This window comes from Streptomyces sp. CA2R106 (assembly GCF_037034245.1).
GTDB lineage: Bacteria > Actinomycetota > Actinomycetes > Streptomycetales > Streptomycetaceae > Actinacidiphila.
The window spans coordinates 83,018-109,957 of sequence record NZ_JBAGKC010000017.1 but is presented as its reverse complement, the minus strand read 5'-3'; the positions used below and the strand labels follow the sequence as shown (position 1 = coordinate 109,957).

The window sequence follows — 26,940 nt, the reverse complement described above, 5'->3', positions numbered from 1 at the left end:
CGCACACCCCCGAGGGTGAAGAGAGACGACGACAAGGAGACCATGCAACCGCTCCCGCTGGCCGACCCGGGCACGCCCGACGTACGGTCGCCCCGCAGGTTCCTGCTGTGGCTCGCGCTCCGGCAGTCGCGGACGGTCGCGGCCGCGGCGGCCCTGGGCGTCATCTGGATGCTGGCGCAGGCAGCCGTCCCGCTGCTCGTCGGCCGGATCATCGACCGGATGTTCACCGCGCCGTCGTCCGGCTCCGGCCCGGGACTGGCCGGGGCCGCGGCCGACTGCCTGCCGCTGGCGGGGCTGGCCGTGCTCCTGCACGGCTCCGGTGCCCTGCGCAACCGCTGCTCCGAGAGCAGCGCGCGCACGGCGAACTCCAGAGCGGTCCAGCTGGTGTGCCGCCGCGCTGTCGTGCCCGGCGGCTTCGGCGGAAGCCGCACGGCCGGCGGCCTGGCAGCCGTGAGCGGCGCCGACATCGCGCCGCTCGGTGACTTCCTGCGGATCGCCGCCCGGGCCGCCGGAGCGCTCGTCACCTTCGGCGCGGTCGCGGCGTTCCTCCTGGCGACGGCGCCGGCGCTCGGCTGGACGGCGCTGGTCGGCATGCCGCTGCTCGTGCTCGGCATCCATCCGCTGCTGCGCCCGCTGCTGGGCGGCCAGCACGCGCTGCGGCGGGTGCTGGACGACCTGAGCACCATGGCGGTGGATGCCGTGCACGGGCAGCGGGTGCTGCGGGGAGCGGGCGGAGCGGAGGAGTTCGCCCGCCGCTACCGCGCCCGCTCCCAGGAGGCGCGGGCGGCGAGTGTGCGGCTGGCCCGTACCGAGACCCTCGTGGACGGCGTGCAGGTGCTGCTGCCGGGCCTGTTCGGCCTGCTGGCCGTCGGGTGGTCCGCGCACCTGGCGCTGTCCGGTGCCATCAGCCCCGGCACGCTGGTGTCCCTGGCCGGCCTCGTCGCCTTCCTGGTCGTACCGCTCCAGACGGCCGCCGAGTTCTACGACAAGGCCGCCAAAGCCGAGGTCGCCGCCGGCCGGGTCCTGGCCGTCCTCACCGCACCGCCGCAGGCACCGGCTCCCCCGGCGCCGCTTCCGCTCCCGCCGCCGGGTGCGGGCCCGGAGCTGGGGGACGCGCCGGCGGACCTCGCCTTCCCCGCCGGGCGACTGACCGTCGTCCAGGCCCCGGACGCCACCACGGGCGCGGAGCTCGCCGACCGGCTGGCCGGGTACGGCGGGCCCGGTGCCTCCTTCCGCGGCGTCCCCCTCCAGGCCCTTGACCGCCGGGAGGTGCGGCAGCGTGTGCTGGTGGCCACGCCGCTGTCCGGCGTGTTCGCCGGCACGTTGCGCGAGGTGGTGGACCCGCGGGGCGAGCACAGCGAGGAGGACGTCGGGCGGGCGCTGCACGCCGCTTCCGCCGAGGACGTCGCACGCGCTCTGCCCGCCGGTCTCGCCTCCCCTGTCGGCGGCCGCGGGCACACCCTGTCCGGTGGGCAGCGGCAGCGCCTCATCGTGGCGCGGGCGCTGCTGGCCGACCCCGAGGTGCTCGTGCTGTTCGCGCCGACCCAGGCGGTGGACGCCTCCACCGAAGCGCGCATGGCGCGGCGCATTGCCGGCTTCCGTACGGGCCGCACGACGGTGGTCATCACCGACAGTCCCGCCTTCACCGCCCACGCGGATGTCCGCGCCGACCTCGCGGGCCGGCCGGCGGACGGGGAGGCGGACCGGTGAGCGGGCACCTGCCGGTCGCGGACCGGCGCGCGGTCGCCGGCTGGCTGCGCCGGGTGCGGGCGGGGCACGGCCGGACGCTCGCGCTGGTCCTGGGCGCGTACACGCTGTCGGTCGCCGCGAGTCTGGCCACCGGGCCCATCATCGGCCGGCTGGTCTCGGCGGCCGTGCACCACGACAGGCGCGTGCCGCTGGTGCCGCTGATGGCACTGGGTACGGCGCTGCTGGTGGCGCAGACGCTGCTCACCCGTTACGCCCGCCTGCGGGCCCGGGTGCTGGGCGAGGAACTCCTCGCGCAGTTGCGGGAGGACGTCATGCGCCGGGCGCTGGCGCTGCCGATGGACGTGGTGGAGGAAGCCGGCGTGGGCGACCTGCTGACCCGGACCACGCGGGACATCGCGGCCGTCGCCCGGAACTTCCGCTTCACCGTCTTCGAACTGCTCGGCGCGGTGCTGGTGATGGGCCTGACCGTGGTGGCACTGGGTGCGGTCGACCCGCTGTACGTCCTGCCGTGCCTGGTGTCCCTGGTGCTGTCCGCGGCGGTCACCCGCTGGTACCTGCGCCGCGCCCCCGGCTGGTACCTCGCCGAGAGCCAGGCGTACGCCGACGTCAGCGAGGGCCTGGTGGAGACCGGCTCGCACCCGCGCACCGTGGAGGCGCTCGACCTGGGAGACCTGCGGGTGCGGCGTACCGACCGGGACCTGGCCCGGGTGTTCCGGGCGGGTCTGCGCACCCTGAACCTGCGCACCACCTGGCTGCCTGCCGTCGGGCTGCTGTGCCTGCTGCCGCTTCCGGCGGTGCTCCTGACCGGGTTCGTGCTGCACTCCCACGGCCATGCGACGGTGGCGGCCGTGACGACGGCGGCGGTGTACGCGCAGCAGTTCGGCGAGCCGGTGAACCGGGTCTCCTACTACGTCGACGACCTGCACCTCGCGTACACCGCGCTGGCCAGGCTGCTAGGGCTGCCGGCGCCGCCCGGCGAGCCGGTCCTGCTCCAGCGCGTCCCGGCCCGCCCACCTCTCGCCGCGTCCGCGGTGCGCTTCTCCTACGACGGCGAACGCGACGTCCTGCACGGCGTCGACCTGGAACTGCGGCCCGGTGAGACGCTCGCCCTGATCGGGCCGAGCGGCGCCGGCAAGACCACCCTGGCCACGCTCCTGGCGGGCGCCCGGCCCCCCTCGGGCGGCGACATCCGCCTCGCCGGCGTACCGCTCGGCGCCCTGCCGGCGGCGTTGCTGCGCCGCCGCGTGGCCCTGGTCAGCCAGGAGCACCACGTGTTCGCCACGACACTGCGGGACAACGTCGCCCTGGCCGGCCCGCGGGCCGACCCCACCGTGTGGTCCGCGCTGCACGCGGTGGGCGCCGACTCCTGGGCCCGGCGGCTGCCGCAGGGCATCGCCACCCGGGTCGGCGCGGGCGGGGTGCCCCTGGACGCCCGGCAGGCCCAGCAGGTGGCCCTGGCCCGGGTCCTGGCCGGGGAACCGGATGTCATCGTGCTGGACGAGGCGACAGCCGACCTCGACCACGTGCTGGCCCGCCGCCTGGAGGAGGTGCTGGCGTCCCACCTGCGGGACCGCACCGTCGTCACGGTCGCCCACCGCCTGCACACCGCACGCGACGCCGACCGGATCGCCGTCGTCGCGGACGGGCGGATCACCGAGCTCGGCTCCCACGACGAGCTGCTCGCCCTCGACGGCGCGTACGCGCGGCTGTGGCGCACCTGGGCCCGGAGAACGCCCGCCCGCGGCCGGGACGCCGAACGCGTCACCGGCAGCCCCGCGCCGCGGGGAGCCATGCCAGACCGAACGTCATGAAAGGTGGAGACCACATGCGCGTCTGCGTGTTCGGAGCCGGGTACATCGGCCTCGTGACCGCCGCCTGTTTCGCGGACCTGGGCCACACCGTCGCCGTTCGCGACATCAACCCCGGCACGGTCGCCGCGCTGCGAGCGGGCCGGACCCCGCTGTACGAGCCGGGGCTGGCCGAGCTGCTGGCCGGCAACACCGAGCGGCTGTCGTTCACCCTCGACGCGGGCGAGGCACTGCGCCACGCGGACGTGGCCTACGTGTGCGTGGACACGCCGCCGACCGCCGCCGGGGACGCCGATCTGAGCCGGGTGTTCGCCGTCGTCGACTCCCTGCGCGGGGCCTCCCACCTCAAGGCCGTCGTGGTGAAGAGCACTGTTCCCGTCGGGACGGGTGCCCAGGTGCGCACCGCGCTCGACGCCGCCGGACTGCGGCACGTGGCGTACGCCGCCAATCCGGAGTTCACCGCGGAGGGCAGTGCCGTGGCGAACTTCCTGCACCCCGACCGGGTGGTGGTGGGCACCGGCGACGAGGTCGCCGCGACGTGCGTGTCCGAGCTGCACAAGGGGGTGGACGCACCGGTCGTCGTCATGGACGTGGCCTCGGCGGAAATGGTGAAGCTCACCGCGAACGCCCTGCTCGCCACGAAGATCTCGTTCGTCAACGAGATCGCGAACGTGTGCGGACTGGTGGGCGCCGATGTCGTCGAGGTCGCCAGGGCTGTCGGGATGGACCACCGCCTGGGCCCGCACTTCCTCGAAGCCGGCATCGGCTGGGGCGGTTCCTGCTTCCCCAAGGACTCCCTGGCGCTCAAGCAGATGGCGGGCAACTCCGGGTACACCCCGCAGCTGCTCAGCGCGGTGATCGAGGTGAACGACCTCCAGCGACGGCGCGCCGTCCAGCGGTTGAAGACGGCGCTGGGCGGCCTGGCGGGCGCCCGCGTGGCCGTGCTGGGGGTGACGTTCAAGCCGGGGACGGACGACATGCGCGAGGCGCCGAGCACCGTGGTGGCCGCCAGGCTGCTCGCGGAGGGCGCGGAGGTGCGCTACTGGGACCCGGTCGCCGTCCCGGCGGACGCGCACCCGTGGTCGTCGTGCACCCGCATGGCCACACCGGCCGCGGCGGCCGACGGCGCCGACGCCGCGATCGTCGTCACGCAGTGGCCGCAGCTGCTCGACGTGGACTGGGCCGCCGTGAGGCCGGCCATGCGGCGCCCCGTCCTGCTGGACGGCCGCAACCTGCTGGACCCTGGAACCATGGTCCGGCTCGGCTTCTCGTACATGGCGGTGGGCCGCGCCGCGTACGAACAGCTGTGACATCCCTCCCCGGCCCGGCAAGGAATCCCCTCATGCCCCAAGAGCAGGAACTGCGCGGCGGTTTCATCGGCACGACCGTCCTCGTCGACGGCACGGTCCGCCGCACGCCCACCTCCCCCTACGTACGGCAGGTGCTCGGCCACTTCGCCGACCAGGAGTGGCCGGGTGCGCCGCGCTGCCTCGGGTCCGACGCGCAGGGGCGGGACATGTTCACCTTCGTCCCCGGCCTGGTGCCCTGGGAGTACGACGAACGCGTCGCCGCCGTCGGCAGCCTGACGGAGCTGGCCCGTCTGGTCCGCGCCGCGCACGACCTCACCGCCGGCCACCGCCTGGCCGCCGGCGCGGAGGTGGTGTGCCACAACGACTTGTCGTACCGGAACACCGTCTACCGCGACGAGGGCCGCCTGCTGCGGCCGGTCGCGCTCATCGACTGGGACCTGGCGGGACCCGGCCGCCGGGTCCACGACGTGGCCCACCTGTGCTGGCAGTTCCTGCGGCTGGGCCCCGGCCGCGAGACGGACTGGGCCGGGCCGCGGATGCGGGCCGTCGCGGACGCCTACGGGCTGGCCGGCACCGACCGCGCCGACCTGGTGGCAACCGTGCTGTGGTGGCAGGACCGCTGCCGGCAGGGCATCGAGCAGGGCGCGGCCGCAGGCGACCCCGCCATGGTCGGCCTCTGCCGGCTGGGCGTCCCCCAGGAGGTGCGCGCCGCCCACAGCTGGACGGCCGCGCGGCAGCAGGAGCTGACCGCCTTCCTCTGAGACTTTGCGCCGCGGGGCTCGTGAACTCGGCGCCGCGGGGCTCGCGGGAAGGCGCGCCGGTGCTCCTACCCTGGAGAGGGGGGCGCGGGGAAGCCGCACAGCAGACGGAGGGAGGCGCGGGATGCGTGCTCACGTCGGGGACTGGATCGTCGTGGAGTCCGTGCATGTGGACGGCCACCGCCGCCGCGGCCGGGTCGTCGGCCTGGAGCATCCGGACGGCACACCGCCGTACACCGTGCGCTGGACGGAGGACCACCGGGAGACGCTCTTCTCCCCCGGGCCGGAGGCCCACGTCGAGGCCGAGGGCGAACACACCGGGCGCGGGGGCGGCGGCCGCTGACCGGCCGGGCGCGGCTGGACGGGCGTTCGCTGCCTGACGCCGGGTCAGGGATGTGCGCCCGGCCGTGTGGCGCGCGGCCCCTTCGGATACCCGGGTGGGGTATCCTCGCAGCGGCTGCGCCGGGAGGCGTGTGCCCAGGCGCGTTGCGAACGGAGGGGTCCGGCGGTGGCGGGCAGGCGGCAGGTCGGCGGGCGGGGCGCTGCCCGGCTGCTGCTGGCGTGCGCGGTCCTGGCCGGCCTGTTCCTGATGCACGGTTCTCCGTTCGGCGCGGCCGAAGGGTGCCATGGCGCGGCGGCCGCGCCTGCGGGCATGAGCGTCCCGGCCGCCGCCGCGATGGCGCCGAACGGCCCCGCGGCGGCGGCACACCGGCACCCCGGCAGCGCGCGGACCGGGGCCGTGCCGGCGATGCGCGGGCAACTGTGCGTATCGACCCCGGCCCGCCCCCGCCTTGTGTTGCCCGCCGGCGGGCCGCTCCTCGCCGTCGCCGTGCCGGCGGCCGCCCTCCTGGCCTTCGGCCGACTCCTGGGCGGGCCCCACCGGGCGAGGCGGCGCGGGCCGCCGCCACCGGGCGGGCGCCCGCTCCTGCTCCAGGTGTGTGTCGCGCGGACCTGACCGGGCCGCGCCGGGCCGGCAGTTCCTGCCGCGCTCCGGCGAGGTGCCCTGATGACGTCCGCGCACCCGGTGCGGGTGCGCCCACCCGGAAAGACCCCACCCATGTCTGCTTCTTCCCGCATCAGTACCGCCATGCGCCGCCGCGCCCTCGCGGCTGCCGCCGCGGCCGTACTCGCGACCGCCCTGGCCGCGTGCGGCTCCAGCGGCTCCGGCGGCCACGGCGCCATGCCCGGCACGCACCACGGCGCGATGCCGTCGGCCTCCGGCGCCGCCACAGCCACTGCCACCGCCACGTCAGGTATGCCCGGCATGCCCGGCATGGGCGCCACCGCGGGCGGCGACGGCCTGTCCGACCACGCGGACGGCTACCGCCTCACCAGCGCCGCCACCACGCTGCCCGCCGGCACCCCCGCCCCCTACCGCTTCACCGTCGCCGGCCCGGACGGCAGGCCGGTCACCGCGTTCCGGGTCGACCAGACCAAGCGGCTGCACTTCTACGCGATCCGCTCGGACCTGACCGGCTTCCAGCACCTGCACCCGGTCATGGCCCAGGACGGCACCTGGACCGCGCGCCCGGCCGCCCTCGCGCCCGGCTCCTGGCGGATGTTCGCCGCTTTCACCCCGGCGGCCGGGCCGGGCGCGGGCACCGCGTTCGTGCTGTCCCGCCCGGTCACCGTCCCCGGCGCCGCCACCGCGACCCCGCTGCCCGCCGCGTCGTCCACAGCCACCGCCGACGGCTACACCGTCACCGTCAAGGGCGACCTGATGGCGGGCATGGAGCACCCGCTGACCGTGCACCTCGCCACGTCGAAGGACGGGCGGCCCGTCACCGGCCTCCAGCCGTACCTGGACAGCTACGCGCACCTGACCGCCTTCCACGAGGGCGATGCCGCGTTCGCGCACCTGCACCCCGCCACGGCGGTCGACGGCGGCTCCGGCGGCCCGGACCTGTCCTTCCACGCCGAGCTGCCGAAGCCGGGGAACTGGCGGATGTTCCTCCAGTTCCGGGCCGCCGGAGCCCTGCACACCGCGGCGCTGACCCTGCGCGTGAGCTGACCGTGAGCTGACCCCGTCCGACGAGGGGCGCCGATCGGGCAGCGGCGCCCCCACCACCCGATCGGCCGGGCCGCCCCGCGCCTGCGCGCGGCGCCGCGCGGTCCCGCTCCCTCCACGGGGAAGGCTGTGACGTATGCACGCGATCCTGCACGCCCTGTCGATCACCGGCTCGATGGCCTGGGAGATCACCTGGGCCCTGATCCTGGGCTTCGCCCTGTCCGCCGTCGTGCAGGCGGTCGTCCGCACCTCCACCGTCGTGGCGCTCCTGGGCGACGACCGCCCCCGCACTTTGGCGCTCTCCGCCGGTCTGGGCGCGGCCTCGTCGTCCTGCTCCTACGCGGCGGTGGCGCTGGCGCGCTCGCTGTTCCGCCGGGGCGCCGACTTCACCGCGGCGATGGCGTTCGAGATCGCCTCCACCAACCTTGTCGCCGAACTCGGCGTCATCCTCGCGCTGTTGATGGGGTGGCAGTTCACGCTCGCGGAGTTCACGGGCGGCCCGATCATGATCGTCGTCCTGGCGGTGCTGTTCCGGCTGCTGCTGCGCGACCGGTTGCTGCGCACGGCCCGGGCGCAGGCCGAACGCGGCGTGGCCGGTGCCATGGAGGGCCATGCCGCGATGGACATGTCCGTACGGGGCGAGGGCTCCTTCGCCCGGCGCCTGCTGTCGCCGGACGGGTTCACCGCGACCTCGCACGTGTTCGTCATGGAGTGGGCGGCGATCCTGCGGGACCTGGTGGTCGGCCTGTTCGTCGCGGGCGCCATCGCCGCCTGGGTGCCCGACGCGTTCTGGCGCGCGTTCTTCTTCGACGGCCACCCGCTGGCGTCCAAGTTCTGGGGTCCGCTGATCGGCCCGCTGGTCGCGATCGCCTCGTTCGTCTGCTCCATCGGGAACGTGCCGCTCGCGGTCGTGCTGTGGAAGGGCGGGATCAGTTTCGGCGGGGTCGTCGCGTTCGTCTTCGCCGACCTGATCATCCTGCCGATCCTGAGCATCTACCGGAAGTACTACGGCGCCCGTATGGCCCTGTTCCTGCTCGGCACCTTCTACGCGGCCGCCGTCGTCGCCGGATACGCCGTCGAGCTGGTCTTCGGCGGCCTCGGCCTCGTCCCCGACCAGGCCGACGCCACCATCCCCGCCGAAGGCGTCACCTGGAACTACACCACCGTCCTCAACATCGCCTTCCTCCTCCTGGCCGCCGCGCTCCTGACCCGCTTCCTGCGCACCGGCGGCCTCGGCATGCTCCGCATGATGGGCGGCGCCCCCAGCACGGACAGCGACCACCCCCACCACTAGGGTCCGTCCGGCCGATCACTGCCGCCTCCGGACTCTGCGAGGCCGGGCCCTTCTCGGGCACCGTCGCCCCGGGCTCTCAGCGGACGATGGAGACCGCGAAGGGGGCGAACCCGCTGGAGCGGATCACGTGGGGCACGAACAGGATCGCGGCCTCGGTGGCGCGGGCGGTCCCGATCCCGCCGAGGTCCGTGATCCACTCCTGCTGCCAGCCGAGGTCGGTGAGCAGTTCACGGACGGCCTGCTTGGCCTGCGGGTCCTCGCCGGAGAGGAAGGCGGTCGGCGCCTGGGCGAGCGCGCCGGGCGCGGTCATCACGGGGAAGAGCATCGTGTTGAGCGTCTTGACGACGCGCGTTTCGGGGAGTGCCTCCTGGAGTTGCTCGGCCAGGCTCGAACCGGGGTAGAGCAGGTCGGCGGGCAGCCCGTCCGGTCCGTCGACGGTGGCGTTGGAGACGTCGACGAGGATCTTGCCGCGCAGTTCGTCGCGCAGTGCGGTGAGCCGCTCCAGGGAGCCGGCGCCCGGGGTGGCGTTGACGACGATCCGCGCCTCCTCGGCGGCGTCGGCGGCGGCGCCCGGCGCGCGGTCCACCGCCGTCACCCGGTGGCCTGCGCGGGTGAGGGCCTGGGCGAGGTTGCCGCCGACGCGGCCGTTGCCGAGGACTGCGATGGTGGTCATGGTGTTCTGTTCCTTCGGTGGCTGCGGGTCGTGGTGGGTGGTCAGCGGGAGAGCGTGGTGACGGCCCGGGCGTGGACGCCGGGCGCGGCGGCCAGGAAGCTCGCGCTCCGCGGGGTCCAGGGGCGGCCCTCGGCGTCGGTGATCCGTCCGCCGGCCTCGGTGACGAGCAGGGCTCCGGGGAGCAGGTCCGCGCGGGCGCCGGCGAACTGCCAGAAGGCGTCGAGCCGGCCGGCGGCCACGTCCAGCAGGTGCAGGGTCGCGGGGACGGAGACGCGGACGACGAGCGCGTCGAGGAGCATCGCGGTGATCGAGAAGCCGATGCGCCGCACGACCTTCTCGTCCTCGTCCGGCCGGGCCTGGCTGGTGGCGACCAGGCTCAGGCCGAGGTCCGCGGTCGGGGACACGTGCAGGGGCCGGCCGTCGAGGTGGGCGCCGGCGCCGGCGAGCGCGGTGTAGGTCCGGCCGGTCAGCGGCTGGTGGACCGCGGTGAGCACCGGCCGGTTGTCGCGCACGAGAGTGGCGGTAACCGCCCATTCGGACAGGGCGTGCAGGTGGTTGACGTTGCCCTCGGCCGGGTCCACGACCCACCACTCGCCGGACGGCAGCGCCCCGCCGTCCAGTTCGTTCTCCACCCAGCCGGCGTCCGGGCGCAGGCGCGTCAGGCGGGGGCGCAGGACGGCGAGGGCCGCGTCGTCGTTGGCGGCGAGCGCACCCATCAGCTCGTCACGGGTCCGATGAGCGGCCACGTCCCCGAAGCGCTCCCGCAGCACCGAACCCGCCGCGCGTACGGCATCGGCGGTCTGCGCGAGCAGGTCGGTGTCGGAGTCGGCGGGCGCGGCGATTTCGGCGGTCCGGATCGATTCGGACATGGTGGTGCTCCCATCGGAGGAGGGGGTGGTCGAGCAGACCGGGCGAAACCGCGTTCCGTTCGCGCCTGCCCTTCGAAAGTAGAGCGGCCGATCATTAACCTCAAGTGCATGTCACGCACTACTGAGATGACTCCCGCGCAATTGGATCTGCTCCCCTCCCGCAGTGCCCGCGAAGCCCGTCGAGATGCCCCGACGGGACGCCCCGACGGGACGCCCCGACGGGACGCTACTGGTCAGCAGCGTCCGGAGCGGTGAACAAGCCCTGGAGGGTCTGGGTCGCCAGGTCGAGCAGCCAGATGTGGGCGGGGTCGTCGTCGTAGCGCTGGTGCCAGAGCAGATAGAGCGGCACGGGTGGCAGGTCGAAGGGCAACGGCAGTGTGGTCAGGCCCAGTTGGTCGCGGGCGGAGCGGGTGACCGCGTCGGGGAGGGTGACCACGACGTCGGCGTCACGGGCGAGTTGCAGGGCGGTGTCCGTCGCGGGGGCGGAGACGATGACACGGCGCTCGTGGCCGAGGGCGGCGACGGCGTCGTCCACCCGGTTGCGCAGGCTCCCCCGCCGGGAGACGGTCACGTGATCGGCCGCGGCGTACCTCTCGACCGTCACCGGCCCGTCGGTGAGCGGATGGCCCGCCCGGACCGCGAGGATGATCCGGTCCTGGCCGATGAGGCGGTGACGGATGTCGGGCTGGGGCGGGGGTCCGGCGCTGGAGGCCACATCGACCTCGCCGCGACGCAGCTCAGGGGTGTCGTGGCCGGGCTCGACCGTGAGGCGCATCTTCACCTTCGGGGCCTGGCGGCGCACCGCGGCGACCAGGGCAGTCCCGCAGGCGGTGGTGAGGGCGTCGTGCAGGCGAACGGTGAACACCCGCTCCAGGTCCGCCAGGTCGAGGTCCGTACGCGAGGACAGCAACTGGTGGGCCTGCTGCACCAGGACGTGGACCTCGGTGCGCATGGCCAGTGCGCGGGGGGTGGGCGTCATGTGGCGTCCGGTGCGGACCAGGATCTGGTCGCCGGTGGCTTTGCGGATGCGGCCCAGCGAGCGGCTCATCGCCGGCGCGGTGACATGGAGCCGGTCCGCGGCTCCGGCCACGCTGCCCTCTTCCAGCAGCGCGTCCAGGGCGGTGAGCAGATTCAAGTCCAGTTGCATGGCAGTAACTATATGAATGAAGAGCATGCACTTGCTGTTAGGCGGTGTCTCTGGTGATCACGCGCGGAACCGGATGACGAGCGCCGCGCCGGACAGGTGGCGGAACGTGCCGGGCCCCGGCGGAGCACCGGTGGGCCACTGTGTTGGCGGTAGCGGGCACCCTGATGCCGCAGCGGCGGTGCCGCGGACGCCGACGGCCCTGCGGCAGCGGTCACTTGGCCGCCTCGGCGCTCCGGATGGTCCTGCTCCGCGTGCACACGTGTCCGGGCGCCCGCAGGGTGAGGTCATGGCAGAGACACGTGCCCGACAGTCCCGTGCGCCGTCCCACCGGTCCGGCTCCCGCAGCGGGCATCCGAAGGACGCGCACGACGCGGCCGAGCGGGCCGCCCACCTCCTCGGCGAGCTGATCCGGCGTCCGACCGAGGGCTGCTCCGCGGTCGCGCCGCTGGAGGAGGGCGGCTGGCGCGTCGGCGTGGACGTGGTCGAGGTCGCCCGTATCCCGGACACCACGAGCCTGCTGGCGACGTACGAGGTCGAGCTGGCCGAGGACGGCGCACTGCGCAGCTACCGCCGCGTCCACCGCTACCGGCGCGGCGCCGTCGACGAGTGACCCGCCGACCACTGAGCCGTCGCCGCTCCCGCCGCCCTGTCCCCCGGGGCCCACCCGAAAGATTGGTACCGCCGTGACCGTCATCACCGATGGAGTCGTGTGCCCCCCGCGTGCGGGCACGCTCTACGACGTTCTGGACCTCATCCTCGACCGGGGCATGGTCATCGACGTGTTCGTCCGGGTGTCCCTGGTCGGCATCGAGATCCTCAAGATCGACGCGCGCATCGTCGTGGCCAGCGTGGACACGTATCTGCGCTTCGCCGAGGCGTGCAACCGCCTGGACCTGGAGAACGACTCCACCAGCCGCACCGTCCCGGAGCTGTTCGGCGGGGCCTCCGCCGCCATAGGCAGGACCGGCGCCAAGCGGGCCGCCCGGTCGGTGGGCGACAAGGTCAAGGACGCCATCGGCGTCGGAGGCGACGGGGACGACGAGGACGAGGGCGACGAGGAGGAGCAGGAGCGGCCGCGGCGCAAGAGCTCGGCCCGCCGCTCCGGCAGTTCCTCCGGGAGCCGTTCCAGCTCTCGTTCCGGCAGCCGGTCCCGGCGTCACGACGAGGAGGACTGACCGTGGGGAGCACTTACGTCTACGGGGTGACCGCGGCGGACGTCGTCCTGCCCGGCCAGGTGCATGGCATCGGCGATCCGCCGGCCCGGCTGCGCACGCTGGTCGCGGGCCCGCTGGCCGCCGTGGTCAGCGCCGCCCCGCAGCGGCTGCGCGCCTACCGCCGGGATCTGCACGCGCACCAGAACGTGCTGCTGTCGCTGTCCGGCAGCGGCCCGGTGCTCCCGGCCCGGTTCGGCGTGGTGGCCGACGACGAGGACGCCCTGCTCGCCCAGCTGCGGACCGGCGCCGACGGCTACCGGGCCGCGCTGGCCCGGATCTCCGGCCGCGTCGAGCTGAACCTCAAGGTCTCCCCGGTCGAGGCCGGTCTCGCCGACCTCGCCCGCACCGACCCGCAGGTGCGGCGGCTGCGGGAGGAGGCGCGGCGGCGGCCCGGCTACGACACGAGTGTGCGGCTCGGCGAGGCCGTCGCCGCGGGCCTGCGCCGGCGCGCGGAGGAGGTGGGGCGGCAGGCGGCCGCCGCGCTGGCGGCGCTCGCCGACGAGACGGCTCCCGGCCCGGACGTTCCCGGCTGCGTGCTGAACGCGTCCTTCCTCGTCGCCGCCGACCGCACGGACGACTGCCGCGCCGCGGTGGACACGCTCGCCGCCCGGAACGTCTTCGGCGCCGGGCTGCGGCTGACCGGTCCGCTGCCGTGCTACAGCTTCTCCGACGTACCGGCCCTCGCGGGGACCTGACATGGGCCTCTTCACCGGTCTGCTGCTCCTGCCGCTCGCCCCGGTCCGCGGTGTGGGCTGGCTCGCCGACGTGCTGCTGGAGACGGCGGAGAACGAGATCGACGACCCGGCGGTGCTCCGCGCCCGGCTCGCCGAGCTCCACCGGGCCCTGGACGACGGCGAGATCGACCCCGAGCGGTTCGCGGCGGAGGAAGAACGGCTGCTGGACCAGCTCGAACACGGCACACTCCGGCGGCAGCGCGCCGCCCACCAGTCAGGAGACGTTCGGTGACGGACAGTTCGTGCAAGACCGCGATCGCCGCGGCGGTGGCCGGCGGCTACCTCCTCGGCCGTACCCGCAAGGCGAAGACGGCCATCGTCATCGGCACCTTCCTCGCCGGGCGCCGGTTCCCCCTCTCCCCGGCGGGGCTCGCCGCGGAGGGCCTGCGCCGGCTGCGGGAGCATCCCCAACTGGACGAGCTGCGCGCGCAGATCAAGGACGAGCTGTACATGGCCGCGAGCAAGGCCGCGTCCTCGTCCGCCGACCGGGGCTTCTCCTCCCTCGCCGGAGCACTCCGCGAGCGGGGCGCCCGCCGCCCGCAGGAGGAACCCGGAGAAGCCGGAGAAGCCGAAGACCGGGAGGACAGTGCCGAGGAGGACGAGCAGGGCCCGGAAGACGACGCCCGCGGCGGCGCGGAAAGCGCCGACGACGCGGAGGAGCCCGAGTCCCCCCGGCACGCGCCCCACCGGCACGACGGGCCGGCGGGCAGGAAGGCGGCGAAGCACGCGGCTCCGCCGGAGAAGGCCGCGGCCGCCAAGAAGACGGCAGCCAAGAAGGCGGCGGCCAGGAAGCCCGCGGCGAAGAAGGCCGCGCACAAGAGCGCGGCCGCCAAGTCCGCGTCCCGCCAGGGCGAGACGGCCCGGCGGAAGACCACGGGCCGGGCGGATTCCACGACCAACCGGCGCGGGAGGTAGACGGCGATGGCCAGGCAGAACGAGAAGTCCGACCGCCCCACCGGGCTGGAGGAACTGCGCGAGGAGTTCGGTCACTTCCTCAGCGGAATCACCCAGGGGTGGATCGACAAGGCCGGCGGCAAGGTGTCCGACCTGACCGACCGGCTGTCCGACATCGGCGAGGGCGAGGGCGGCATGCTCGGCGTGGGCAGCCGCGTCCTCCAGGGCGAGTCACCGTTCAAGGCGATGGCCGGACAGAAAGCCAAGGACGCCAAGGAGAAGGTCATGGGCACGGTCAAGAACGCCGTCGGGGGCGGCGGCGGTGGCGGCGGTGGCGGGGGCAAGGGGGACAACGTCAAGGCGGTGAACATCGTCGAGACGCTGGACGTCGGCGTCCCCCTGCGCACGGCGTACGACCACTGGACGCAGTTCGAGGACTTCAGCGGCTTCACCAAGGGCGTCCAAGGCGTCTCGCAGGAGGACGACGTCACGACCGAGTGGAACGTCAAGGTCGGCCCGTCCAAACGGAACTGGAAGGCGACGATCCAGGAGCAGATCCCGGACGAGCGGATCGTGTGGACGTCCGAGGGGCCCAAGGGCACCACGGCGGGCGCCGTCAGCTTCCACGACCTCGGCCCCACCCTGACGCGCATCCTCGTGGTGGTGGAGTACACCCCCGCCGGGTTCTTCGAGAAGACCGGCAACCTCTGGCGCGCCCAGGGCCGGCGGCTCCGCCTCGACCTCAAGCACTTCAGCCGCCATGTCACGCTGCACGCCGACGACGAGATCGAGGGCTGGCGCGGCGAGATCCGCGACGGCGAGGTCGTGCGCTCCCACGAGGAGGGCCTGGAGGACGACGAGGACGGCGAGGACAACGAGGGCGCGGAGGGCGCCGAGGACGAGGAGGAGTTCGACGAAGAAGAGGACGAAGAAGACGGCGAGGACCAGGGCGAAGACGAGGACGAGGACTGGGACGAGGAGGAGGACGAGGAAGAGGAAGCCGAGGACCAGGATGAGGACGAGGACGAGGACGAGCGTCCTCGGCGGCGCGGCCGGAGCCGGCGGTGACGGCACCGCTCGACTTCCCCACCGCCGACGACCCCTACCGCCACTCCCCCTCGACGTCCAACCTCGCCGACATCCTCGAACGCATCCTGGACAAGGGCATCGTGATCGCCGGCGACATCAAGATCGATCTCCTGGACATCGAACTCCTCACCATCCGGCTCCGGTTGTTCATCTCGTCGGTCGAGACGGCCAAGAAGGCCGGCATCGACTGGTGGGAGACCGATCCGGCCCTGTCCTCCCGCGCCGCCGAGCGCGCCCTCGCGCAGGAGAACGAGGAACTGCGCTCCCGAGTGGCCGAGTTGGAGGACCGGGAGGACGTCCCCGCCCGCAGCGCACCGTCCAGGGCGCGGACATGACGGCCCCCACCGACCGCGGTCCCGCGCCGGTCGGGCCGAGCGCGCCGGCCGGGCCGGCCGACGGGATGACGGCGACCTGCGTCTTCGCCGTCCGGCGCGGCGGCGATCCCGGCAGTCTGGCGGGCCGGAGCGGGCACACGGGCGGCGGGCCGCTGCGCCTGCTGCCGCTGGCCGGCTCCCTGCGGGCCGTCGTGCAGAGCGTCCCGGCGGCGGACTTCACGCAGGAGGCCCTGCGCCGGCGGCTGTCGGACCCGGTCGCCTTGGAGCGCTGCGCCCGCGGCCACCACGACGTGGTCGTGGCCGCCGCCGCGGACGGCCCGGTCGTTCCACTGCCGCTGGCGACCCTCTTCACCGACGACCGGCGGGCCGCCGAAGCCCTCGACCACCAGCGGCAGTTGTTCCTCGGCACGCTGGACCGGTTGGCGGGGCGCGCCGAGTGGTCCGTCAAGGTCCACCTCGGCCGGTCGGCCGGCACCGCCCCGGCCCCGGCCGCTTCCCGGACCGCGGGCACCGCGAGGGCGGCCGCTCCCGGGGCGGGCGCGGCCTACCTGTCCCGGGTGCGGGGCCGCGAGCGCGACCGCCAGTCCTGGCAGGACGCGGCGCTGCACGTGGCCCAGCGGGTCCACGACACCGCGGCCGCCCTGGCCGTGGCCGCGGTGCGCCGCCGTCCGCACGGCCCCGAGGTCACCGGCCGGGACCGGCACCAGGTGCTCAACGCCGCCTTCCTCGTCGACGACGCCCGGTCCGCGGAGCTGGCCACGGCGGTGCACGCCCTCCGGGGCTCCTTCACCGGTCTCGAGGTGCACATCGACGTCACCGGCCCGTGGGTGCCCTACTCCTTCACCGGCGGGGTCCACCCGTGACCGCCGCGACCGACACCGTCAGCTGGGTGGGGCCCGACAGCGGCGCGCCGCTGGGCGTCCCGCTCGTCGACCTGCTCGACCGCGTCCTGGCGACCGGCGTCGTCATCAGCGGCGACCTCGTCATCGCCATCGCCGAGGTGCCGCTGATCCGGCTCTCCCTGCACGCCCTGCTCGCGTCCGTCAGCGAGCGGGTGCCCGCCCCCTGGAGCGACGGAGGGCCCCTGTGACCGCCCCGACGGTGCGCCTCGACCCGGACAACGCCGCCCGGGACCTCGTCTCCCTCGTCCTCACCCTGGTCGAGCTGGTCCGCCAGCTCCTGGAACGCCAGGCCGTGCGCCGCCTGGACCAGGAGGACCTCACCGCGGACCAGGAGGAGCGGCTCGGCCTCGCCCTCATGCGGCTCGACGAGGCGATGACCGAGCTCTGCGCGCACCACGGACTCAGCCGCGACGACCTCAACCTCGACCTCGGCCCCTTGGGGCCCCTCCTCGCGGACAGCTGGCGCTGACCGCCGGGGCCCTGGCCGGGGCCGCCGCCGGGCCCTGGTCAGCGGGTCGGCGGGGTCAGGACGGTGCGGTCGAAGGGGCCGGGGTGGGCGGCGGCGTGGGCGACCGCTTCGTTGACCGCGTCGAGGCCGAAGCAGCGGACCTGCTCGGGGGCGAGGTCGAGGGCGCCCGAGGCGATCAGGCGGATGATGCCGGTGTTCGCCTCACGCGGGTACATCCACTGGCCGCGCACGGTGACCGAGTTGCGCATGATCCAGGGGTACGGCAGGGCGAAGTCGTCGCCGCCGAGCATGCCGACGCCGCCCATGAGGACCACGCGGCCGTACTCGCGCACGGTCATGGCGGCGGTGCGGGCCACCGAGCTGGGCGCGCTCGGCGGAAGCAGGTCCAGCACCATGTCGATCGGGCCGTGCGCCGCGGCGGCCATCGCGGCGGAGTCGGCGGCGCTGTCGCCGGTCAGCGGGACGGGCCGCACCCGGGTCCCGAAGCGGTCGGCGAGGAGGTCCAGCGCGGCCTGGTTGCGGCCCGGGGCGACCACGCACCCCGCCCCCATGGCCAGAGCGAGGGCGACGGCGCTGCTGCCGAGGTTGCCGGTGGCGCCGCTGACGAGCAGCGTCTCGCCGGCCGCGAGCCGGCCGGCCAGCAGCCCGCCGTAGGGGATGACGTGGCAGCCGACCGCGGACCAGCGCGCCGGGTCGTCGGCCGCCGCGGCGGGCAGCGGGTAGACGTTCTCCGTGGGGACCCGCATGAGCTGGGCGAACGACCCGTCGTGCAGGTGGCGGGCCAGCCGGGCGCCGCCCTCGCCGCGGGAGCTCCAGCCCTGGAGGGTGATGTCGGGGGTGAGGGCGTCGTCCCGCGAGCGGACCGTGCAGTCGCACCACACGAGGTCGCCGGGCCGCAGGCGGGTGGCGTCCGGGCCGACCCGGACGACCCGCCCGATGCCGCCGATGCCCGGGACGACGGGCGGGACCAGCGGGTACTTCCGCGCACCGCTGAAGACCTCGGCCGCATACGGCGCCACGCAGGTGGCGAGCACCTCGACCAGCACCTCGCCGCCGCCGGCCACCGGGTCGGGTTCCTCCCGCACCGCCAGCGGGCTGCCGAACCGGGTCAGAACTGCTGCGTACACGTGGGGCCTCCGTGATCGTTCCGGGCTGTCGTGATCGACCGTAGGAGTCCGGCCGCCCTGCGGGAAGCGACGATCCGGCATCCGTGGTATGCGTAGGTCGCATGGACATCTCCAGCACCGGCCTGCGGGTCCTGCGGCAGATCGCCGAGTCCGGCAGCTTCACCGCGGCCGCCGACCGGCTCGGCTATACCCAGTCGGCGGTCTCGCGCCAGGCCGCCGCCCTCGAACGCAGCGCGGGCGCGGTCCTGTTCGAGCGCCGCCCCGACGGGGTCCAACTGACGGCCGCGGGCCTGACGCTGCTGCGCCACGCCCGTACGATCCTGGACACGCTGGCGGCGGCCGAACACGACCTCACCGGCACCGCCCCGCGCACCGAACGGGTGCGGCTCGGGCTGTTCCTGAGCGCGGGCGCCGCCCTCCTGCCGCCCTCGCTCGCGCGCCTGGCGGCGAGCGACCCGCACGTCACCGTGACGACCACCGAGGGCACCACGCCCACCCTGGTCCGGGCGCTGCGCGCGGGTTCGATCGACCTCGCGGTGCTCAGCTCCCGCCCGCCGCACCGGCCCGTGGACAGCGAGTCGCCGCGCCTGTCGGTGGAGACCGTCGCGGACACCGAGCTGGTGGTGGCGGTGGCGTCGACCGGGGAGTTCGCCGGGCGCGACGCGGTGCACGTCGACGAACTGGTCGGCGCGCCGTGGATCGCCACTCCGTCGTCCGGGTCCGAGCCGCTGCTCGGGGTCTGGCCCGGTCTGCCCGGACGGCCGCGGATCGTGCACAGCGCGCGTGACTGGCTCACCAAGCTGCTGCTGGTCGCGGGCGGCTTCGGGGTGACGACGGTGCCCGCGGGGCTGTCCGGGGTGCTGCCGCCGAAGGTGAGCCTGGTGCGGGTGGAAGGCGCGCCGCCCGAGATCCGGCGGATTCTCGTGGCGCGCCTGCCCGGGCGGCGGTCGCCCGCGCTCGCGGCCGTCACCCGGGCACTGACGGCGGGCGCCTGACCGGCGCGCCCGCCGCCGTACGGCCGCAGGATTCCCCGGGGTTCGGGGCCTCAGGGGGTCAGGGCCTCAGGGGTGGTCCGGCGCTCAGGGGTTCCAGAAGATGGTGGCGGTCGCCTGGTCGAAGCGGCCTGCGGCGAGGTCCGGCAGGCGGATCGGCCAGTGCACGGTGAGGCCCTCGCGGCCCTCCAGCCCCGGGTGCCAGTCGGCGAGCAGCACCCAGTCCCTGGGGTTCTGCCCGTCGGGCGACTCGCGGTGGAAGCCCTCGCCGCCGTACTCGTCCGAGGGGTATCCGCCGAGCTGGAGCGGACCGCCGCCGGGGATGCGCCACCCCACCTCGTCCCACACCTCGCTCATCTGCTCGGCGCGGGGGTGGTCGCGCACCAGCGCGGTCCAGAAGTGGTCGGGGACGTCCGGGTCGCTGTACGACGGCAGGAGGACGTCCCGGCTCAGTCGCATCTCGCCCTGCGGGTACTGCTCCAGCAGCCGCAGCACCTGCTCCTGCGTCTTCGCGTCGTCGCTGAAGTCCGTGGCCCCGTCGCGCACTTCGCGTTCCTCGACGGCGGTGCCGGGCGGCAGGTACAGCGCCTCGCCCCCGCCGCCCCTGCCGTACGGGTCGTCGGCGTGCGCGAACAGCAGCAGGTGGCCGCCGGCGGGGAGTTGGAGGTCGGTCGCGTCGGCGGGGAGCGCCGCGAGGTCGATGGTGGCGATCAACGGGTAGTAGGGGTCGGGGAGTTCGGGCGGCAGCAGGAGCGGGCCCCCGAAGTGCCCCACGACCGGGCCGTCCCCGTCCGTCGACAGCGACGCGCAGGGGCGGGCGGCCGAGGCCGTCCACCGCTCCACCTCGGCGAGGGGTATGCCCTGTTCCACCGCCTCGTCGCGGAACGGGGCCAGCCGGTCGAGCAACTCTTTGTCCATACCAGGACCTTAGCCAGTCGGTCGGACAGCGCCGCCCCGCGCCCGGGCCCGGGGCGGCGGCCGTTCAGACCGTGACGACGACCTTCTTCCCGCCGTGCCGGCCCTCCTCGACATGGCGGTGGGCCTCGGCGACGTCGTCGAGGGCGAACACCTCGCCGATGGCGGGCTGGAACGCGCCGTGGCTGAGGCCCGCGCTGAGGAAGGCGGCCATGCGCCGCACCACGACGGGGTCGAAGAGGAGGTCGAAGCCGCGGTAGTTGAAGGACGTGAGCGAGGGGCCCGCCGGGAAGGGGGTCGGCCGGGGGTCCAGGAAGCCCGCGGCGACCAGGGTCGCGCCCGGGCGGACCGCCTGCACGAGGTCCTGCTGGCCCGGGCCCCGCACCAGGTCGAGGACGAGGTCGGCGCCGGCCCCGCCGGTGTGGCGGCGGACGGCCTCGGCGACGTCCTCGCGGTCGGTGACGATGACCGCTTCGGCGCCGGCGGCGAGCAGGTCGTCCGTGCGTGCGGTGTGCCGGGTGACGGCCAGGGGCACCGCGCCGAGGTAGCGGGCGATCTGCATCGCCGCCCGGCCGACGGCGCCGGACGCGGCGGTGATCAGGAGGTGGTCGCCGGGCCGGATCTTCGCCCGCTCCACGAGCGCGCCGTAGGCGGTGGAGTACGCGACCCAGACCGCGGCCGCCTGCGTGGTCCCGAGCCCGGCCGGGCGGGGGATGACCCGGCCGGCCGGGACGGTGGTGTACTCGGCGTAGCTGCCGCGGACGACCGCGTCCGGAACGGCCGTGAGCAGGACCGGGTCGCCGACCGCCAGTCCGGTGGTGTCCGGGCCCAGCGCGTCCACGACGCCGGTCCCCTCGACGCCCAGGCGCGCGTGCGGCAGGGGGACGGGCGCCGGCGAGGCGCCGGAACGCATCATCAGGTCCAGCGGGTTGACCGCGAACGCCTCGATCCTGACCCGTACCTCGCCGGCGGCCGGCTCGGGTACCGGCTCCTCGACGATCCGCATGACCTCCGGCCCGCCGAACGCGTCGAACACGACGACTCGTGGCATGGTGACTCCTCCGCATCTCGCTGTGCTGATCACTGCTGCCGATCGCTGCTGCTGAGCGCTGCTGCTGATCTCTGTGCACGACGTTACGGAGCCGCCCGTTACCTCTTGGTACCTTCGATGGTATGCAGAACGCGGCCGGACCGGTCTTCCTCACGGACTGCCCCACGCGGCTGGCGGTCGAGATCCTCTCCGACAAGTGGGCGGTGCTCGTGCTGTACGCGCTCGGCCGCCGCCCCCGCCGGCACGGCGAGATCGTCGACGCCATCGGCGGTGTCTCGCGCAAGGTCCTCACCCACACGCTGCGCCGGCTCCAGCAGTACGGCCTGGTCGAGCACCGCACCGAGGCGCGGCAGGCCGAATACCGGCTCACCGACCTCGGCCGGACCCTCGTCGAACCCATCGAGGTGCTCAACGACTGGGCGAAGCAGTACGGCGGGGCCGTCGCCGACTTCCAGGAGGCGGCGCAGGCCCCCGCCCACACCGACGGCCGTCCCCCGAACGGCCGCGCCGGTCAGGTGAGGGCGGGGTAGAGCCGGCGGGCGGTACTGGAGAGGATGGCGGCGCGGTCGGCCTCGGGGAGCACCGACAGCGCCGCGTGCGCCAGGCGGAGGAGCTCGGGCAGCGGCTGCTCGGCCGCGGGGAAGTTGGACCCCCATGCGATGCGGTCGGAGCCGAACGCGTCGAGCAGCGGCACCAGGAACCGGCCGGCGTCGGCGGTCTCGAGCGGCACGGTGTTGCGCATGGTGAGCTTCAGGAACACCTGCGGGTACTTCGCCAACGGCTCGATCTCGCCGAACGCGGCCTCCTCCCGGCCGGGGGCGATGGCGGGGTAGGCCATGTGGTCCAGCACCACCGTCACCCCCGGGAAGCGCTCGAGGACGTCGACGAGCTGCGGTATCCCCGCGATCCGCATCTGCACGCAGACCGGCAGCCCCGCCTCCTGCACCGCCGACCAGAACGGATGGGTGCTCTCGTCGCTCAGCCAGCCTGCCTGGCCGGGCATCGTGCTGCCCGTGGTGAACAGCCGGATGCCGGCGAACCGCGGAGTGCGCGCGGCGGTCCGGACCGTTCCGGCCGCGTCGGGCGCGAGCGGGTCCACGCAGCCGACGGCCACGAAACGGTCGGGGTGGCGCGCGGAGCTGTCGAGCACGTACCGGTTGTCATACCCGTAGGCGGTCGACGCCTGGACCAGGGCGGCCTTGGCGATGCCGGCCTCGTCCATGGCGGCCAGCAGCTGCTCGGCGGTGACCGGCCGGCCGGCGGCCCAGCCGGAGACCTTGCCTCCCACCGGGGCGAGCGGATAGGCGGCGGGGTCGTCGGACAGGATGTGCGGGTGGATGTCGATGATCTCGGGTGGCTGGGTCATGCGGATCTCCGGTCTCGGTTCGGACAGCGGACGACGGATGGCAGACAGCGGGGGGCGGGCGGCAGGCGGCAGGCTTCAGGCGCCGAAGGGGCGTCAGGCCGTCGGATAGTCGCCGGGCGCGAAGATCTCCTCGACCGACACCGCCGTGTCGAGCAGGTGCTGCTCGCCGGCGTAGCGGATGAGCGCTTCGAGGGACCGCGCGTTCGGCTCGATGCCGTACGGGATCGGGTCCTCGTCCTCCGGTATGGCCGCGCCCGCGGCGAGCCCGGCGACCAGTTCGGCGCGCCCCGCGCCGGCGTCCCGCTTCGCGGCGGCGAAGGCCGCGTACAGGTCGGTGGCGAGCCGGGGATGTTCGCGCGCGAGTTCCTCGCGCAGCACGATCACGCCGTGGATCGGGTAGATGCCGGTGCGGCGGTACCAGTCCCGCTCCAGCGGTTCGGGCGTGCCGAACAGCGAGTACGGCGGCTCGGCGGCCGGCTGCGGCGCGGTGTTCCCGTCCGTCCAGCCCTCCCTGGGCGCGCCCTTGCGGCCGACCCCGGCGTTGCCGGTCAGCGCGGCGTCGATCCGGCCCTGGTCGAGCAGGTCCACCAGGCTCTCGCCGGGCGCCACGGCTGACACGTTCGGCGGGGCGACGTAGCTCGCGACGTGCTCCTCGTCGTCGGTGACCCAGCGGACCGACGCCGGATCGACGCCGAAATCGTCGGACAGCAGGCCCCGCACCCACACACCGGTGGTCACCGAGTAGGCGCGGACACCGACCGTGCGGCCGACGAGGTCGCCGGGCACGCGGATGCCCGAGGTGGCGTGGCAGCGGATGTGGCCGTGGTGGAAAAGGCGCTTGGTGAAGACCGGTACGGCGATGACCGGTACCCCCGCCGCACGCGCCATCAGATACGTGGTCGGCGCCAACTCGCAGATGTCGTAGGCGAGTTCCCGGACCATCTCGCGGTAGGCCCGGATGATCGGCTTCGTCGGGACGAACTGGAGCGGGCCGCCGGGCAGCTCGACGCGGCCATCGGCGAGCGCCCGGGTGTGCGGATAGACGGTGAACGTCGACTTCAGCGAGGACACGGTTCTCAACTCCCTGTCACGGACCTGGCACAGCAATCGCGAGACAGATTGTCAGACAATGAATCTCACATCGTCAAGCAATTTGACACGATGGACGCGTGGGGCAGCCCGCGCCTACAGGCCGTATTGCCAGTACATGAGGCGTTTTGCTCCACCCTCAAGCAGCCCGCGTCCAAGTTAACCTCGTCGTAACGCTTGACAATCAATATCGAACCGTCTGACGATCCCGTCCATGGCCTCTGTGATGGAACCCACATCCCGCACTCCTGAGGCGGCACCGCCACGCAGCCGACGCGCTCTCGTGCGGTTCACTCCGGAGCGCATCGCGCTCACGCTGTTCACCCTGGCCGTGGTCGTACTGATCGCGGCACCGCTGGTGGAAGTCGTCATCCGCTCGCTCGAGAAGCAGACCGGTCTGACCAGCCACGTGTGGTCCGGTGCGAACTACCAGCAACTCAAGGCGTCGGAGATCCTGAGCTCCGCCCGCAACAGTGTGGTCATCGCCCTCGGGTCGATGGTGCTGGCCACCGTCATCGGCGTCGGACTGTCGTGGCTGGTCACCCGTACCGACCTGCCGCTGCGGCGGGCGTTCGAGATCCTCAACCTGATCCCGTTCTTCCTGTCGCCGCTGATCGGCTCGATCGCCTGGACGTACCTGGCGGACCCGAGGACCGGGTTCATCAACCGGGTGGCACGCAGCGCGGGGATCAGTCACGGCGCGATCTTCAACGTCTACTCGACGTTCGGCATCATCGTCGTGCTCGGCCTGTTCCTGGTGCCGTTCGTCATCCTGCTCACCGGCGCCGCCTTCCGGCAGATGGACTCCTCGCTGGAGCACGCGGCAGCCGCCTGCGGCGCCTCCGGCTGGCGGACGGCACTCCGCGTGACGCTGCCGCTGGCCGGCCCGGCGATCACGGCGGCGGCGATCCTGACGTTCGTCATGGCGATCGAGGACCTGTCGGTGCCGCTCGTGCTGGGGTACGGCAACGGCATCCAGACGCTGTCCACCCGCATCTACGACGCGGTCCAGACGTTCCCGCCGAACTACAACTTCGGCGCCGCCCTCGGCTGCGTGATGATGCTGATCACCGCGGTGTGCCTGTACTTCCAGCGCCGGGCGATGCGGGACCGCGGCTACGTCACGGTCACCGGCAAGGGCTCGCGGGCCGAACCGCTGCGGCTGGGGAAGCTCCGGTGGTGGGCCTTCGCGGCCGAACTGCTCTACCTGCTGTTCGCCGCGCTGCTGCCGATCGGCATCCTCACGCTGATCGCGTTCTCCAAGCGCTGGACCGGCCGGATCGACTTCGACGACCTGACCCTGGACAACTTCCACGCGCTCTTCGGGAAGGGGTCGATCGTCAAGACCGCCTTCCTCAACAGCCTGGAGCTGTCCGCGCTGTGCGCCTGCGTGGTCGTCGCGCTCAGCGTCGTACTGGTCTACGCGATCGAACGGGCCAGGATCACCGGGCGCCGGCTGTTCGAGGTCTGCCTGACGGTCCCCGTCGCGGTGCCGGGCCTGGTGCTGGGTGTCGGCCTGCTCACCCTGCTGCTGAAGACCTCGCTGTTCGGCACGCTGTGGATCATCGGCGTCGCCTACATCGTGCGGTTCCTGCCGTTCGCCCAGCGCTCGGTGTCCGCGGCGTTCCTGTCGGTGCACACCGAACTGGAGGAGGCCGCCCGCACCAGCGGGGCGTCCCTGACCCGCTACGTCTTCCGCGTACTGCTGCCCCTGGTCCGCCCCGGACTGGTGGCCGGGTGGCTGCTGGTGTTCCTCACCTTCATGCGGGAGCTGCCGATGTCGGCGCTGCTCCAGACGACCGGGACCCAGACGCTCTCGGTGGCCCTGCTCAACAGCCGGTCGTTCGACTCCCCCGGCGTGACGGCCGCGTTCACCCTGCTGCAGGCGGCCGTCCTGCTGGTGGCCGCGGCGGTCTTCTGGACGATCACCACGCGCCGCGACGGCGCCTCCTCCGACATGGCGGCCGGACTCTGATGGGTAGGAAGACCATGAAGACAACCACCGACGGGCGGACCGCGCCCACGCCGGCCCGCGCGGCCGCGCTGCCGGAGCGCACCGGACACCTGGAGGTCGCCGGACTCACCCGGGACTTCGGCTCCGGCGGGGTGCGCGACGCCTCGTTCTCCGTCGAGCGCGGGCAGCTGATCACCCTGCTCGGGCCGTCGGGCTGCGGCAAGACGACCACGCTGCGCTGCCTGGCCGGCATCGAGGTCCCCGACGCCGGCCGGGTCAGGCTCGGCGACACGACGATGACCTCGACCGCCGAGCGGATACACCTGCGGCCGGCCAAGCGCGACATCGGCATGGTCTTCCAGTCCTACGCGCTGTGGCCGCACATGACCGTCTTCGAGAACGTCGCCTTCCCGTTGCGCACCCGCGGCGAGCGCACCACCGCCATCCGCCCCCGGGTCGAGGAGATGCTCGACCTGGTCGGCCTCGAGGGCATGGGCGGGCGCCGGCCCAGCCAGCTCAGCGGCGGCCAGCAGCAGCGTGTGGCCCTGGCCCGCTCCCTGGTCTACCGGCCCGGCCTGCTGCTGCTGGACGAACCGCTCAGCAACCTCGACGCGGCGCGCCGGGACGCGGTCCGCCGCGACATCGGCCGCCTGCAGCGGGAACTGTCCATCACCGCCGTCTACGTCACCCACGACCAGGACGAGGCGATGACCCTTTCCGACCGCATCGTGGTGATGCGCGACGGCAGGATCGTCCAGAACGGGACGCCGGCCGAACTGCTCGCCGCGCCCCAGTCCCTGTTCGTCGCCGGTCTGCTCGGCCAGATCAACATCCTCGAGGGTGTCCTGGCCGCCGAGCACACCCGAACCGGCCCGAACGGCACCGAACGCGTCGGCGGGGTGGACATCGCCCTGCCCGACGGCACGACCCGGCTGACCGCCCGCATCGTCGGCGAGGCCGAGGTCGGCACGAAGGTCTCGATCGTGTGGCGCCCCGGCGACATCGCGATCGAGCGCGCGGACGACCCGTCGGACCCGGGCCGGGAGAACGCGCTGCCCGGCACCGTCACCGCGGTCCGCGTCGGCAGCTCGGTCACCGAGTACGACATCGACACCGGGATCACGACCCTGCGGGCCATCGGCCTGGGACGCGCTGCCGCGTCCGTCGGCTCCCGTGTCCGCGTGTCCTGTCCGGTGGACAGGTCCATATCCCTCAACCACTGAAGTCTGGAG

General features: G+C 73.9%; 29 protein-coding genes. 21 read left to right on the top strand and 8 right to left on the bottom strand.

What is annotated here, in order from left to right:
- Positions 1-15: 15 nt before the first annotated feature.
- The 7 genes from WA788_RS23115 (at position 16) to WA788_RS23085 (ending at position 8,888) form a co-directional block, all read left to right on the top strand.
- On the top strand, positions 16-1,710 hold the full coding sequence (locus tag WA788_RS23115; protein WP_335980352.1) for an ABC transporter ATP-binding protein: 1,695 nt from the start codon (positions 16-18) through the stop codon (positions 1,708-1,710).
- Positions 1,707-3,521: an ABC transporter ATP-binding protein gene (locus tag WA788_RS23110; protein WP_335980349.1), complete on the top strand. Its 1,815-nt coding sequence runs from the start codon at positions 1,707-1,709 to the stop codon at positions 3,519-3,521. The genes WA788_RS23115 and WA788_RS23110 overlap by 4 nt, the downstream gene beginning before the upstream one ends.
- 14 nt (positions 3,522-3,535) lie before the next feature.
- Complete coding sequence (locus tag WA788_RS23105; RefSeq protein ID WP_335980347.1) at positions 3,536-4,828, top strand: UDP-glucose dehydrogenase family protein; 1,293 nt, start codon at positions 3,536-3,538, stop codon at positions 4,826-4,828.
- A 32-nt stretch (positions 4,829-4,860) separates the two neighbouring features.
- A complete protein-coding gene (locus WA788_RS23100; RefSeq protein WP_335980344.1) occupies positions 4,861-5,589 on the top strand; it encodes a phosphotransferase family protein in 729 nt (242 codons plus the stop codon).
- A 121-nt stretch (positions 5,590-5,710) separates the two neighbouring features.
- Complete coding sequence (locus WA788_RS23095) at positions 5,711-5,929, top strand: DUF1918 domain-containing protein (protein WP_335980342.1); 219 nt, start codon at positions 5,711-5,713, stop codon at positions 5,927-5,929.
- A 714-nt stretch (positions 5,930-6,643) separates the two neighbouring features.
- On the top strand, positions 6,644-7,597 hold the full coding sequence (locus WA788_RS23090) for a hypothetical protein (RefSeq protein WP_335980340.1): 954 nt from the start codon (positions 6,644-6,646) through the stop codon (positions 7,595-7,597).
- Positions 7,598-7,730: 133 nt separating this feature from the next.
- The gene (locus tag WA788_RS23085) at positions 7,731-8,888 is read left to right on the top strand and encodes a permease (RefSeq protein ID WP_335980337.1); all 1,158 of its coding nucleotides are present in this window, start codon (positions 7,731-7,733) and stop codon (positions 8,886-8,888) included.
- 76 nt (positions 8,889-8,964) lie between these two features.
- Here the strand turns inward: WA788_RS23085 and WA788_RS23080 are convergent, their stop codons facing one another.
- From WA788_RS23080 to WA788_RS23070, 3 genes are all read right to left on the bottom strand, one after another.
- On the bottom strand, positions 8,965-9,561 hold the full coding sequence (locus WA788_RS23080) for an NADPH-dependent F420 reductase (RefSeq protein WP_443034082.1): 597 nt from the start codon (positions 9,559-9,561) through the stop codon (positions 8,965-8,967).
- Between the two features lie 41 nt (positions 9,562-9,602).
- Positions 9,603-10,430 carry an inositol monophosphatase family protein gene (locus WA788_RS23075; protein WP_335980334.1) on the bottom strand — a complete coding sequence of 276 codons (828 nt, stop codon included), beginning with the start codon at positions 10,428-10,430 and terminating at the stop codon, positions 9,603-9,605.
- 226 nt (positions 10,431-10,656) lie between these two features.
- The gene (locus WA788_RS23070) at positions 10,657-11,577 is read right to left on the bottom strand and encodes a LysR family transcriptional regulator (RefSeq protein WP_335980332.1); all 921 of its coding nucleotides are present in this window, start codon (positions 11,575-11,577) and stop codon (positions 10,657-10,659) included.
- A gap of 286 nt (positions 11,578-11,863) precedes the next feature.
- Here WA788_RS23070 and WA788_RS23065 point away from each other — a divergent pair, with 286 nt between their 5' ends.
- From WA788_RS23065 to WA788_RS23020, 10 genes are all read left to right on the top strand, one after another.
- Positions 11,864-12,187 (top strand): gas vesicle protein GvpO, encoded by a 324-nt coding sequence (locus tag WA788_RS23065; RefSeq protein ID WP_335980329.1) that lies wholly within the window; start codon positions 11,864-11,866, stop codon positions 12,185-12,187.
- A 73-nt stretch (positions 12,188-12,260) separates the two neighbouring features.
- Complete coding sequence (gvpJ, locus tag WA788_RS23060) at positions 12,261-12,752, top strand: gas vesicle protein GvpJ (RefSeq protein WP_335980326.1); 492 nt, start codon at positions 12,261-12,263, stop codon at positions 12,750-12,752.
- 2 nt (positions 12,753-12,754) lie between these two features.
- On the top strand, positions 12,755-13,486 hold the full coding sequence (locus tag WA788_RS23055; RefSeq protein WP_335980324.1) for a GvpL/GvpF family gas vesicle protein: 732 nt from the start codon (positions 12,755-12,757) through the stop codon (positions 13,484-13,486).
- Position 13,487: 1 nt separating this feature from the next.
- Complete coding sequence (locus tag WA788_RS23050; RefSeq protein WP_335980322.1) at positions 13,488-13,757, top strand: gas vesicle protein GvpG; 270 nt, start codon at positions 13,488-13,490, stop codon at positions 13,755-13,757.
- A complete protein-coding gene (locus tag WA788_RS23045; protein WP_335980320.1) occupies positions 13,754-14,440 on the top strand; it encodes a hypothetical protein in 687 nt (228 codons plus the stop codon). The genes WA788_RS23050 and WA788_RS23045 overlap by 4 nt, the downstream gene beginning before the upstream one ends.
- A 6-nt stretch (positions 14,441-14,446) precedes the next feature.
- On the top strand, positions 14,447-15,487 hold the full coding sequence (locus tag WA788_RS23040) for an SRPBCC family protein (protein WP_335980318.1): 1,041 nt from the start codon (positions 14,447-14,449) through the stop codon (positions 15,485-15,487).
- The gene (locus WA788_RS23035; RefSeq protein ID WP_335980316.1) at positions 15,484-15,843 is read left to right on the top strand and encodes a gas vesicle protein; all 360 of its coding nucleotides are present in this window, start codon (positions 15,484-15,486) and stop codon (positions 15,841-15,843) included. Before WA788_RS23040 ends, WA788_RS23035 begins: the two co-directional genes overlap by 4 nt.
- Positions 15,840-16,706 (top strand): GvpL/GvpF family gas vesicle protein, encoded by an 867-nt coding sequence (locus WA788_RS23030; protein WP_335980314.1) that lies wholly within the window; start codon positions 15,840-15,842, stop codon positions 16,704-16,706. The genes WA788_RS23035 and WA788_RS23030 overlap by 4 nt, the downstream gene beginning before the upstream one ends.
- Positions 16,703-16,933, top strand: a complete 231-nt coding sequence (locus tag WA788_RS23025) for a gas vesicle protein (protein WP_335980312.1) — start codon at positions 16,703-16,705, stop codon at positions 16,931-16,933. The genes WA788_RS23030 and WA788_RS23025 overlap by 4 nt, the downstream gene beginning before the upstream one ends.
- Positions 16,930-17,214 carry a gas vesicle protein K gene (locus WA788_RS23020; RefSeq protein ID WP_335980310.1) on the top strand — a complete coding sequence of 95 codons (285 nt, stop codon included), beginning with the start codon at positions 16,930-16,932 and terminating at the stop codon, positions 17,212-17,214. The genes WA788_RS23025 and WA788_RS23020 overlap by 4 nt, the downstream gene beginning before the upstream one ends.
- Before the next feature lie 38 nt (positions 17,215-17,252).
- Here WA788_RS23020 and WA788_RS23015 read toward each other — a convergent pair whose 3' ends face one another.
- Complete coding sequence (locus tag WA788_RS23015; RefSeq protein ID WP_335980309.1) at positions 17,253-18,341, bottom strand: zinc-binding alcohol dehydrogenase family protein; 1,089 nt, start codon at positions 18,339-18,341, stop codon at positions 17,253-17,255.
- Positions 18,342-18,442: 101 nt separating this feature from the next.
- Between WA788_RS23015 and WA788_RS23010 the strand changes: the two genes are divergently transcribed.
- Positions 18,443-19,336, top strand: coding sequence for a LysR family transcriptional regulator (locus WA788_RS23010; protein WP_335980307.1), 894 nt, complete (start codon positions 18,443-18,445; stop codon positions 19,334-19,336).
- Between the two features lie 84 nt (positions 19,337-19,420).
- Here WA788_RS23010 and WA788_RS23005 read toward each other — a convergent pair whose 3' ends face one another.
- On the bottom strand, positions 19,421-20,251 hold the full coding sequence (locus WA788_RS23005; protein ID WP_335980306.1) for a DUF1963 domain-containing protein: 831 nt from the start codon (positions 20,249-20,251) through the stop codon (positions 19,421-19,423).
- Between the two features lie 64 nt (positions 20,252-20,315).
- Entirely contained in the window at positions 20,316-21,299 is a 984-nt protein-coding gene (locus tag WA788_RS23000; RefSeq protein ID WP_335980303.1) for a zinc-dependent alcohol dehydrogenase family protein, read from the bottom strand.
- A gap of 122 nt (positions 21,300-21,421) precedes the next feature.
- Here WA788_RS23000 and WA788_RS22995 point away from each other — a divergent pair, with 122 nt between their 5' ends.
- Positions 21,422-21,829, top strand: a complete 408-nt coding sequence (locus WA788_RS22995) for a winged helix-turn-helix transcriptional regulator (RefSeq protein WP_335980302.1) — start codon at positions 21,422-21,424, stop codon at positions 21,827-21,829.
- On the opposite strand, the gene WA788_RS22990 is transcribed toward WA788_RS22995, so the two are convergent.
- Together WA788_RS22990 and WA788_RS22985 are read right to left on the bottom strand one after the other, a co-directional pair.
- Entirely contained in the window at positions 21,811-22,665 is an 855-nt protein-coding gene (locus WA788_RS22990; protein WP_335980299.1) for an amidohydrolase family protein, read from the bottom strand. The genes WA788_RS22995 and WA788_RS22990 overlap by 19 nt on opposite strands.
- Before the next feature lie 93 nt (positions 22,666-22,758).
- The gene (locus WA788_RS22985; protein WP_335980298.1) at positions 22,759-23,736 is read right to left on the bottom strand and encodes a 4,5-dihydroxyphthalate decarboxylase; all 978 of its coding nucleotides are present in this window, start codon (positions 23,734-23,736) and stop codon (positions 22,759-22,761) included.
- A gap of 301 nt (positions 23,737-24,037) precedes the next feature.
- Here WA788_RS22985 and WA788_RS22980 point away from each other — a divergent pair, with 301 nt between their 5' ends.
- A complete protein-coding gene (locus WA788_RS22980) occupies positions 24,038-25,729 on the top strand; it encodes an ABC transporter permease (RefSeq protein WP_335980296.1) in 1,692 nt (563 codons plus the stop codon).
- A gap of 14 nt (positions 25,730-25,743) precedes the next feature.
- Entirely contained in the window at positions 25,744-26,931 is a 1,188-nt protein-coding gene (locus tag WA788_RS22975; protein WP_335980294.1) for an ABC transporter ATP-binding protein, read from the top strand.
- Positions 26,932-26,940: the final 9 nt, after the last annotated feature.